Origin of the sequence: Burkholderia sp. S171 (genome assembly GCF_009766085.1) — a bacterium.
Lineage (GTDB): Bacteria > Pseudomonadota > Gammaproteobacteria > Burkholderiales > Burkholderiaceae > Caballeronia.
Genome location: NZ_LMUF01000027.1, coordinates 38196 through 48518, shown reverse-complemented (window position 1 = coordinate 48518; position 10323 = coordinate 38196). Strand labels below are relative to the sequence as shown.

Below are 10323 nucleotides of genomic sequence, written 5' to 3'. Positions count from 1 at the left end.
GAATTCTTTAAGCGCTGTTTAATGACATTCGCCGCGGCCATTGCCAGCAAAAGCCAGCGTGCGCAAGCCCCACGGGAAAACATAAAGCGATTGCGTTTGAAGTTTTCTCCCCTAGACTATTAACTCGCAAGTCTGCGGACGGTGTCGGGATTATTTCATTGCCCAAAATTATCGTGGTCATAATGCATAAAAACCCCTGCGTCTTGATTTGCGGCATGGTTGCGAAGATCGGTTAAAAAGGAGTGGTGTAGTGCCCGGTTAATAAGCTGCAATCGGGGTGCAATCAAAGACGCATAACCTGAAAATTCATTGCCGCTTTTCTCCCAAAGGGACTGACGTTTCCCCGAGAACGTCGCTCTTTCAAGCAGTCGATCATTTCTGGAGGTGTTGGATGGCAAAATCTACAAAGGCGGGTTCGCAGGAACAGTCCAAGATCGCGGCGCTCAGCCCGTTCGAACTCAAGGACGAATTGATCAAGGCCGCCGGCGGCGGTGCGGTCGAGCGTCCCGCCAACGCGGCCATGCTTAATGCAGGCCGGGGTAATCCGAACTTCCTTGCCACCATTCCGCGCCACGGCTTTTGGCAACTCGGCCTTTTCGCCATGCGCGAGTCCGAGCGCTCGTTCGCCCACATGCCCGAAGGGCTGGGAGGCTTTCCGAAGCGCGAGGGACTGGAAGAGCGCTTTGAAATTTTTGCACGCGACAACAAGGGCGTTCCCGGCATCGACTTCCTGCGCGGCGTGTTGTCATATGTGCGCGATCAGCTCGGTCTCAATGGCAGCGAATTCCTCTATGAAATGTGCGAGGGGATTCTTGCGTCGAACTATCCGGTGCCGGACCGCATGTTGAAGTTGTCCGAGGTGATTGTTGCGCAGTACCTGAAGAAGGAAATGATCGGCAAACACCCGTTCGTTGGTGACTTCGATGTCTTCGCCACTGAAGGCGGCACCGCGGCCATGACCTACATCTTCAACACGATGCGCGAGAATCACCTGATCAAACCAGGCGACACCATCGCGCTGGGCTCGCCCATCTTCACGCCGTACATAGAAATCCCCACGCTGAACGACTATCAGTTGAACGTGGTCAACCTTGACGCCGATGTGGAACTCGGTTGGCAATACTCGAAGAAGGAACTCGACAAGCTGCGCGATCCGAAGGTGAAGGCATTCTTCCTCGTGAATCCGAGCAATCCGCCTTCCGTCAAGATGAATACCGAGAGCCTGGAGTACATCGCGGAGATCGTGAAAGAACGGCCGGACCTGATCCTCCTGACTGACGACGTGTACGGCACCTTCGCCGACGACTTCGTCTCGCTGTTCGCGCTGTGTCCAAAGAACACCATCCTCGTGTATTCGTATTCGAAGTACTTCGGTGCGACGGGCTGGCGGCTCGGCACAATTGCCATGCATCGCGAGAACGTGATCGATGAACTGATCCGCAAGCTGCCGAAGGAACAGCGCAAGGAGTTGCATGAGCGATATGAGTCGATCACCACCGAGCCGGAGAACCTGAAGTTCATCGATCGCCTGGTGGCCGACAGCCGCACTGTCGCGCTGAATCACACGGCGGGGCTCTCCACGCCGCAGCAAGTGCAGATGGTGCTGTTCTCGCTCTTCGCGCTCATGGACACCCCTGAGGCCTACAAGAACGCGCTCAAGCGCCTGATTCGCGGCCGCAAAGAGGCGTTGTACAGGGAGATCGGGATATCGTTTGATGACAGCGACGTGAACCAGGTCGATTACTACACCATCATCGACCTCGAATTCCTGGGCAATCGTGCCTATGGGCCGGAGTTCGTTGCATGGCTCTTCGAAAACACCGAGCCCTCCGAGCTGCTGTTCCGGCTCGCGAAGGAAGCACGTGTCGTGCTGCTGCCGGGACGCGGCTTCGGCACGCAACACCCATCGGGCCGCGTGTCGCTCGCCAACCTCAACGAGAGCGACTACAAGGCGATCGGCCGCGCGATGCGCAAGCTGATGGTCGAGTATGTCGAGCGCTATAACGCCGCAACGGGCAAGTCGCTGGATAAAAACAAGGTGCTCTGATCGTTGATTGTTGATTGTTTTGCGACGCCAGGTACTTCGGGCGTCGAATAAAAAACGGGCCGCTCGGATTGAACTCAATCCAAGCGGCCCGTTTCAACAACTGAAGCCTGCGTTAGAACGTGTAACGTGCTTTAGAACTTGTGGCGAATACCCACGCGTGCAGCGATCTGATTCGTCGAACCCTTGCCCGAGTTTCCGAAGTAGCTCGTGCTTGAACCAATTTCAGCCTGCACCGGTGTACCCGCATTCGAACCCGACGCGTCTTGATAGATAGCCAGCGCGTAGACATCGGTACGCTTGCTCAGCGCATAGTCCACGCTTGCATCAACCTGTTGCCACTTGCCTTGCGCCGCATCGGTGAGCTTCATGTACGTGTAGCCGAGGCCGCCGGTAAGCGCTGGCGTGAACGCATACTTGCCGCCAATTTCATACGCGTTGAACTTCGACGTTGCACCCGTGATTGCTTCGAAGCGCGTGTTGGTCCAGAGACCGAACACGGTTGCAGCAGCAAACTTGTAGCTGGCGCCAACACCGAACGTGCGCAGGTCCTTCGTACCGCCCGTTGCAACGTTCGCGATGTTCGTGCTGAACGCCGGCGTCGACGAACCCGGGTAGTGGATGTCGGTGTAAGCCGCGCCAATCGCGAAGGGGCCGTTAGCGTAGTTCGCGCCAAAGCTGTAAGCGCGCGATGAACCTTGCGTCGTGACGCCTGCGGTCGTCGTCGTGGGCGAACCCTCGAATGCGCCAGCCTGGTTCGAGAAGCCATACAAGCCGCCAAACGTCAAGCCGCTGAAGTTTGCGCTGCTGAATTTGATCGCGTTGTTGATACGGCTCGACGTGAGCTGGTCGACGTCGTTGATGTGGTACGCGTAGTTGCCTGCAACCGTCTGGCCGCCGATGGAATACGAACCGCCGAGATAATCGGTCGAGAACGTGTATTGCCGGCCGAGGGTCACCGAGCCAATATCCGACTTCGAAATCCCTACGTACGCCTGGCGTCCAAATTCCGCGCCGCCCTGGCCAAGCGTGCCGTTGCCGCTGTTGAAGCCGCTCTCCAAGGTGAAGATCGCCTTCAGGCCGCTGCCCAGGTCTTCCGCACCGCGCAGGCCCCAACGGCTGCCTTGCGCCACGCCGTCGTCATACTTGAAGTTCTTCGAGCTGCCGGTCGTGCCGACGGCGCTGTGGTTCACATAGCTGATACCGGCATCGATAAGGCCGTAAAGCGTGACGCTGCTTTGAGCTTGAGCGGAAGTAGCCGATGCGGCGAATGCCGCCATTGCAGCAGTGGCGAGCAGTGTTTTACGGTTCAAAACGTTCTCCCTGAGCGTGGGTTGATGAGCGTGGGTTGAGTAAGCAATTTGATGCAGACAAGTGATGCACGGCATCGGACTCTGACGGTCTGTAGCGCGCGACGGGCGGACTTTATCGAACGGGTGTGTAAGGTATATGACAGTTGTTTTTAAGCGACGGCTACAGAAAAATTCTTCCGGTAAGCCTGTGGAGCCGTTATTCGGCTAGCAACACAACCGAATCTGATGGCGAAGCGATGAGAAAGCGCGCGATTGCGGAACCGGAAGGGCGATTGCGGGACGCCATGCTGGCATCGGATGTGGATGTGCCTGGATGTGCCTGGATACGCCGCTCGCCGACGACCTGAACGCGCATCGCTATGGGATACGGCGGATCGAGCGGCTGGAGATCAAGGAACAGGCAGTGCGCGTGTATGACAAGAGCGCGGTGACGCTCGCGCATGCAGCGCTGAGCGGGCAATCAGGCGGCGTGCTGCTCTCGGCCAATCTTCGCTACGCGCGCATGTGGGTCGAGACGGCGAGCGGCGAGCGGCTGGCGGATCGCCGCCGCTCACTGCAGTGCGTCAGCTTTTTGCGGCTGGCCCGGCGGTTGCCGACGCAGCGCGTGGCTTCGCCAGTTGCTCCCCCACGACCGCCGGCATCACAGCGCTTGCAGGCTTCGACCCGACAGCCGCCGGAATCATGGAACTGGCCGGCTGCGACTCATCCACGGCGGTGCGCCCGCCGTCCGCAAAGAACCTTTGTTCGGCGGCCTTGTTCAACACCAAAATGCTGATGCGCCGGTTGGTGGGTTCATCGGCGACTGCCTTGTTGAGCGGCAATACATCGGCGAGTCCGCGCACTTGCAGGATCTTGCCTTCGTTCATGCCGCCGCCAATCAGCGCGCGGCGTGCAGCGTTCGCCCGTTCGCTCGACAGCTCCCAGTTCGAATAACCGGTTTCACCGCCTGAGTACGGCACGGCGTCCGTGTGTCCGGCGATCGATACGCGGTTATCCACGTCGTTCAGCGACGCGCCGATCTGCGAGAGGATAGTCACCACATACGTTTCAAGCTTCGCACTGCCTGAGGGGAACATCGGTCGCTTGAGTGAATCGACAATCTCGATGCGCAATCCTTCGCTTGTGATGTCGATACGAATCTGATCCTTGTACGCGGCCAATGCGGGCGTGCGTTCGATCAACGCGCTGAGCTTCTGCTTGAGTTGCTGCAAACGCTGTGCGTCGTCCCTGGCTGCGGCATCAGCGGCCGCGCGTACAGCCGTCTTCGGCAATGGCTGGGTCTGGCTCTTGGTTGCCTCTCCCGGACGCGAGCTGGAGAGATCGCGTCCGCCGCCTTCGATCACGCTCGAGCGCGCGGCACCGCTGCCGTCCTTGCCGCCGAACACCGCCGCCAGCGGCGTGTTGAAATAGTCTTCAATACCCTGCTTGTCGTACTTCGAGGTCGACCCGAGCAGCCACATGAGCAGGAAGAACGCCATCATGGCCGTCACGAAATCCGCGTACGCGATCTTCCATGCGCCGCCATGATGACCGCCGTGCCCGGACTTTTTCTTGCGTCGCACTACAACGGTCGGCGCCAGCACCGACTGCATGGGCTCGCGGGAGGGAGAGTCAGCCATGAGCGAACCTCGTGATGATCTGCGGAACCCGCGTCACACGGTTGATGTGCGCGGGGCGGGACAGGCTCGTCATGCCGACTTCGGTTGCTTGGTGGCGCGCACGGCGTCGTCGAGTTCCTGGAAGGTCGGGCGATCCGCGATGAACAGCACCTTGCGTCCGAACTCCACGGCAATGGCCGGTGCATAGCCGTTCATTGACGCGAGCAGCACGGACTTCACGCACTGGAATGGCTTGGCTTCGGCCTGTCCTTTTGCAGCCAGCAGATCGGCCAGCGGCCCGAAGAAACCGTACGCGAGCAGGATGCCGAGAAACGTGCCGACCAGCGCGCCCGCAATCATTTCGCCGAGGATTGCGGGGGCGGCGCCCACTGAGCCCATGGTATGCACGACACCCATCACGGCCGCGACAATACCGAACGCGGGCAGGCCGTCGGCCATCTTCTGGATTGCGCCGGATGCCAACGATGTTTCCGCGTGATGCGTCTCGAGTTCTTCGTCCATCAGGTCCTGCATCTCGAGCGCGTTGATGTTGCCGCTCGACATCATGCGCAGGTAGTCGACAATGAATTCCAGCAGATGGTGATCGTTCAGCACGTGTTCGTACTTCTTGAACGTCGGGCTGTTTTGCGGGGCTTCCACGTCGACCTCGAGCGCCATCATGCCTTCCTTGCGCGCCTTCTGAAGCAGCTCGTATAGCAGCGCGATGAGCTGCACGTACTTTTCCTTCGAGTAGCCGCCCGACTTGAACGCGCTGGGGAGGACCTTGAGGGTCTTCTTGAGCGTCGTAACCGGATTCGACACGACGAACGCACCCACTGCCGCGCCGAAGATGCACAACAACTCGAAGGGCTGGAACAGTGCGAGCAGATGGCCGCCTACGCCCAGAAAACTGCCGATCACCGACCCGATGACCAAGACCCAGCCAATAACGACAAACATCCTCTCTCTCCGCTTAGTTTTCTCGGGCTTCGTTTGAATGAAGCTGTCCTAGACCTTAACGGCAAGCGAACCAGCAGATTTAGGGTACGGGGGAGGTATCTTTTTTCCTGTGGTTGGCGTGGCACGGCAAAAGTTACTTTCCAACCGATCTTTATCGAGCTTGGCAGTCAATCATCAGATGAATTGAGGTAGGCGAAAAAATCTGAATAAGTGACATTCGTTCATCGTCCCGGTCACTTTTACGGACCATCGAATTGAACTTGTAAACGGTCATTGTTTGCTTCATTGAATCGATTCTTGAAACCGTAAAGTCTCGCCACGGGAAAGGACCCGGCACATTACGGAGAGGGTGCAGTGAACACTGTCTTGAAAGCGGCAGCCGCCGCAACGATCGCGACGCTGACAACGGGCGTAGCTCACGCGCAGGAAGTTTATGTACAGGGCGGCACGCTCGGCGCTGGTATAGGCGCGGCGTATTCTTTCAACTCGTGGTCGGGCGTGCATGCGGAAGTGGAGGGCTTCGGCCTGTCGCATTCATTCAACGTCGACGACAACAAATACGATGGCCACCTGAGTCTGAAGCAAGGGGGGCTCTACCTCGACCTGTTCCCGTTTTCCAGCAGTGGTTTTCGTGTGACGGGCGGGGCGCTGTTCAACGGCGATAAACTGACTGCGAACGCGGTACCCAATGCCGACGGTAACTACAAGATCGGCGACGACGTTGTGCCGGCCATCGGTCCTGCGCCATCAGCCACCGCGAGCTTTCCGAGCGTGATGCCGTACCTTGGAGTGGGTTACGGTCACAAGCCGGTATCGAAGGGATTCGGCTTTACGTGCGACCTTGGCGTCGCGTATGGCCGCCCCCATGTTTCGTATTCCGTACCGGCGATCTACAGCATGTTGACGACGCAGGCGAATATCGATCAGGAGCAGCAAAACATTACCGATCAGGTGCAACGGTATCGCTGGTATCCGGTCGTCCAGCTGGGTGTGAGTTATCGGTTCTAGGCCGGTTCAATAGGTAAATGGACTGACAAGGGTCGAACTGGGTGCGGAACGTTTTATGCGTGCCCTAATAGACCTCCCATTTTCTACAGGCGAACCCTAGCGATGATTCAAACTTTCGAGCAAACCATCGACGGCAAGTCGGTGCAATTCTGTGCAAGCATCGCAGACGGCGGCAGCCCGCAACGCGTCATCATCAGCCGGGCGGATTCGGCAAAGTCGCTGGTAATTGTCGAGGCGTCGGGGATCATTGGTGCGATCAAAGCCGAGGTCGAAGCGCCGGAAACGTTTGTCGCCGAAGCTGTCCGCAAGGCTCAGCAAGAAGGGCTGATTGAACGAGCCCTCGCATCGGGCGAAATCCTGACAACGACCCTTTGATGCCCTTTGTTACTCTTTAGCCACCACCCTTGACTTGTAGCACTTGGCCAGAAAATCGGTCAGCAAAAATGCCCGTCTGCTAAAAGTAGACGGGCATTTTTTTGCTGATTTTTTTCCGATGTGGGACGGCAAAATCAAAGGCGCGGTGTACCGTTGTTTGGCTCTGCCGGCACCAACGGTGTTGCGGAATCCGGACCGTCGGGTAAGTCGGGATCGTCCGGAGGCGGCGGTGAATCGGGGTCGAGCAATTCGTCGGGATCGGGTTCGATCGGCAAGTAGGTCGGGTCCGGCGGCGGGGTGGACATGTCCAGTTCCTCATTAGCGGCCTGCGGACCGCGCGTTGCACGAGAAGTGCCTATGTCACACCAGACGCAACGAGCGTTCCCGGCACGGTCCGCTCGTCTGCGTTCGACTCTGTTCATCATTGGCGTGCCTGCATCATTCCCAGTGACGGGTGCCCGCGCCGCATTTAACGGGTACGGTATCGACCGCTTTATCGTCCTTTACGTGCTTGCTTTCGATCGCCCGCCATGCAAGGAATGCAGCGAACAAAAGCAACGCCACCGATACCCCCGCCGACGCCTTCACCCCTACGACGATCTGCGCGCTTTCCGCCATGGCCGAGTGACTCGCGAGCGCACCGAACGCGGCGACGCCTATTGCACCAGCCGCTTGCCGCGCCGTGTTCAGCACCGCCGACGCCGTCCCTGCCCGATCCGGCTCAACTGTGCCCAATACGGCGGTTGTCATCGCGGGGACGGCGAGTCCCATGCCCGTCGGAATCAGCAAGAAGGGCAGCAGCAATGCAACCACGGGCGTGGACGCATTGATGAACAGGAGCGCGGCGAAACCGGCTGCATCGATCAATGCGCCGACGATCATCGGCAAGCGCGAGCCGAAGCGTGCAACCACTACGCCACTCGCAAGATTCGACAACAGGAACCCCCCGGTGAGCGGCAGGAACGCGAGTCCGGCTTCCAGCGGGGTATGGCCAAGCACGCGCTGCAAATACAGGCTCAACACGAACACCATGCCGTAATAGGTGAGGTTCACGCACATGCCGAACGCCGTGGCCGAATTAAACGTGCGGTCCCGAAACAGCGCAGGCGGCAGCATGGGCGCTGACGCACGCCGCTCGACCAGCACAAGTCCCACGGCCGCGAGAAGCGCGACGGCAATTCCGCCGATCACCAGCGGGTGCGTCAGGCCTAACGGCCGGAGTTCGATCATCGCGCCGACAAAGCCGGTCAGCGCCACGGTCGCGAGGATTTGCCCGGGCAAGTCGATACCGCGCGCTTGTTGCTCCGGCTTTTTATCGGCGATCCAAACGTAGGTCGCCACGATGCCGGCTACGCATAACGGCACGTTGACCCAGAAAATGCTGCGCCAGCCGAACGCGGCGATCAGCAGGCCGCCTACGATCGGTCCTGCTGCAATCGACACTGCGCCCGCTGCCGTCCACAAGCCCACAGCACGCGCCCGCAACCCGTCGTCGTGACCGCAAGCCTGATTGAGCAGTACCAGGGAGTTGGGCAGCATCGCGGCCGCTCCTATGCCCTGCAATGCACGTGCAGCGACCAGTTGGGTCGCGTCTATTGCAAAGCCGCAAGCGGCGGAAGCCACCCCAAACAGCATCAGGCCCGCGACGAACAAGCGCCGAGCGCCGAAACGGTCGCCCAGTACGCCTGCCGAGAGCATTAGCGCGGCGAAGGCGAGCGCGTAGGCGTCGACGGTCCACTGCAGGCCCGCCACGCTCGCGTGCAGGTCGCGGCCGATGCTCGCGAGCGCCACGTTGACGATGGTGACATCAAGTTGAGAGACCACGAAACCCATGCTGGCCGTGGTGACGATCAGCGCCTGGCGTGTGCTCAGCCCGGTGCGTGAGGAGATCTGGTTCGAGTTCATGGAAACCAGCTTATCGGCGTGGCGCGTCCGACGTTTCCGTGGTTCGTGAAATATGCATGCATGGCTTTTAAGGCGCCGCGCGCTCCTGGATGCACATTTAAAGCACTGCCAATAGCGTCAGGGCAACACTTTTCGAAAGAGTCCGATTCCGCCACGTGTCGGCACAAACAGTGACCTCGCGCGACATAGTGAAAGCATTTGTGACGATGTGGCGGCCGCAATTAAGAGTTTTCCGATAGATCAAGCCGGTACCGCTCTGCAAAATTCGCGCGTCTGAAGTGGTCTCGTGGAGCGTCATGAGACCTTCTTTGGTGTCTCCAATGATGTCTTTTCAGACCGTTGCGAAGGCACCGTTTGCAGGTTCACCGGTCCCGTTATCATGCGCATCGCAATTCTTCAATCCGATCCCCAGCACCGCTTCGTCGTCTGCGGAATCATCGAGCGGCTCAACCATGTTTGCATCCCCTTCAGCGACGGTTTGTCGATGTCGAAATCGCTCACCCGTTCCACTGTCGACATGTTGATCCTCGACTGGCATTCCTCCGGCTTGTCCGGGCTCGACTTGTTGAAATCGATGCGCTCGGGCATTGGCGAACGCGTGCCCGTGATGTTCGCCTCGGCGGACGGTGGAGAGAGCAACGTGGTCCGTGCATTGACCGCGGGAGCCGACGACTACGTCACGCATCCCGTGCGTTCCGCCGAATTCGGTGCACGCGTGGAAGCGCTGTTGCGGCGTGCGTATCCGGCGAATACCGCTGCGATCACCGAACTCGGTCCGTATCGTTTCGATTCGCGCCAGCAGAGCGTCACCGTTCGCGGCGAACCCGTGCAACTGAGCGGCACGCAATTCCGGCTGGCGTTGCTGTTTTTCTCGAACGTCGGGCGGGTGTTGTCGCGCGATCACATCTTTGCAATGGTCTGGGGACGCGAGTTTCGCGAGTCCACGCGGACCATCGACAGCCACGTGTCGCGCTTGAGGCTCGCGCTGATGATCGAGCCGGTCAATCACTTCCGCTTGCAGCCGGTGTACAAGAGCGGCTATCGGCTGTTGCATTTGTATGGCGACACAGTCGATGAAGCGCAGATGTGTGAGGAAGCCACTGCTTGATACGGGCGTGGT

Annotated in this window: 9 protein-coding genes; 4 read left to right on the top strand and 5 right to left on the bottom strand. The window is 59.1% G+C overall.

What is annotated here, in order from left to right:
* The first annotated feature begins 391 nt into the window (after positions 1-391).
* Positions 392-2047 carry a bifunctional aspartate transaminase/aspartate 4-decarboxylase gene (locus tag GSQ93_RS13350; RefSeq protein ID WP_158936161.1) on the top strand — a complete coding sequence of 552 codons (1656 nt, stop codon included), beginning with the start codon at positions 392-394 and terminating at the stop codon, positions 2045-2047.
* A gap of 131 nt (positions 2048-2178) precedes the next feature.
* On the opposite strand, the gene GSQ93_RS13345 is transcribed toward GSQ93_RS13350, so the two are convergent.
* From GSQ93_RS13345 to motA, 3 genes are all read right to left on the bottom strand, one after another.
* On the bottom strand, positions 2179-3357 hold the full coding sequence (locus GSQ93_RS13345; RefSeq protein ID WP_174254615.1) for a porin: 1179 nt from the start codon (positions 3355-3357) through the stop codon (positions 2179-2181).
* Between the two features lie 563 nt (positions 3358-3920).
* Positions 3921-4976, bottom strand: a complete 1056-nt coding sequence (gene motB, locus GSQ93_RS13340; protein ID WP_158936160.1) for a flagellar motor protein MotB — start codon at positions 4974-4976, stop codon at positions 3921-3923.
* A 69-nt stretch (positions 4977-5045) separates the two neighbouring features.
* Positions 5046-5915, bottom strand: coding sequence for a flagellar motor stator protein MotA (gene motA / locus GSQ93_RS13335; RefSeq protein WP_158936159.1), 870 nt, complete (start codon positions 5913-5915; stop codon positions 5046-5048).
* A 354-nt stretch (positions 5916-6269) separates the two neighbouring features.
* Here motA and GSQ93_RS13330 point away from each other — a divergent pair, with 354 nt between their 5' ends.
* Both GSQ93_RS13330 and GSQ93_RS13325 read left to right on the top strand, forming a co-directional pair.
* Positions 6270-6923: a hypothetical protein gene (locus GSQ93_RS13330; protein WP_158936158.1), complete on the top strand. Its 654-nt coding sequence runs from the start codon at positions 6270-6272 to the stop codon at positions 6921-6923.
* A 102-nt stretch (positions 6924-7025) separates the two neighbouring features.
* Positions 7026-7298, top strand: coding sequence for a hypothetical protein (locus GSQ93_RS13325; RefSeq protein WP_158936157.1), 273 nt, complete (start codon positions 7026-7028; stop codon positions 7296-7298).
* Positions 7299-7432: 134 nt separating this feature from the next.
* Here GSQ93_RS13325 and GSQ93_RS13320 read toward each other — a convergent pair whose 3' ends face one another.
* Positions 7433-7603: a hypothetical protein gene (locus GSQ93_RS13320; protein WP_158936156.1), complete on the bottom strand. Its 171-nt coding sequence runs from the start codon at positions 7601-7603 to the stop codon at positions 7433-7435.
* 133 nt (positions 7604-7736) lie between these two features.
* Positions 7737-9203: an MFS transporter gene (locus GSQ93_RS13315; RefSeq protein ID WP_158936155.1), complete on the bottom strand. Its 1467-nt coding sequence runs from the start codon at positions 9201-9203 to the stop codon at positions 7737-7739.
* A gap of 379 nt (positions 9204-9582) precedes the next feature.
* Between GSQ93_RS13315 and GSQ93_RS13310 the strand changes: the two genes are divergently transcribed.
* Positions 9583-10311, top strand: coding sequence for a response regulator transcription factor (locus tag GSQ93_RS13310; protein WP_158936154.1), 729 nt, complete (start codon positions 9583-9585; stop codon positions 10309-10311).
* Positions 10312-10323: the final 12 nt, after the last annotated feature.

Excerpts from the sequence above, each read along its gene's own strand:
- GSQ93_RS13350 (WP_158936161.1), top strand. The coding sequence starts at position 392 with ATGGCAAAATCTACAAAGGCGGGTTCGCAGGAACAGTCCAAGATCGCG.
- motB (WP_158936160.1), bottom strand. The coding sequence starts at position 4,976 with ATGGCTGACTCTCCCTCCCGCGAGCCCATGCAGTCGGTGCTGGCGCCG.
- motA (WP_158936159.1), bottom strand. The coding sequence starts at position 5,915 with ATGTTTGTCGTTATTGGCTGGGTCTTGGTCATCGGGTCGGTGATCGGC.
- GSQ93_RS13325 (WP_158936157.1), top strand. The coding sequence starts at position 7,026 with ATGATTCAAACTTTCGAGCAAACCATCGACGGCAAGTCGGTGCAATTC.
- GSQ93_RS13320 (WP_158936156.1), bottom strand. The coding sequence starts at position 7,603 with ATGTCCACCCCGCCGCCGGACCCGACCTACTTGCCGATCGAACCCGAT.
- GSQ93_RS13315 (WP_158936155.1), bottom strand. The coding sequence starts at position 9,203 with ATGAACTCGAACCAGATCTCCTCACGCACCGGGCTGAGCACACGCCAG.
- GSQ93_RS13310 (WP_158936154.1), top strand. The coding sequence starts at position 9,583 with ATGCGCATCGCAATTCTTCAATCCGATCCCCAGCACCGCTTCGTCGTC.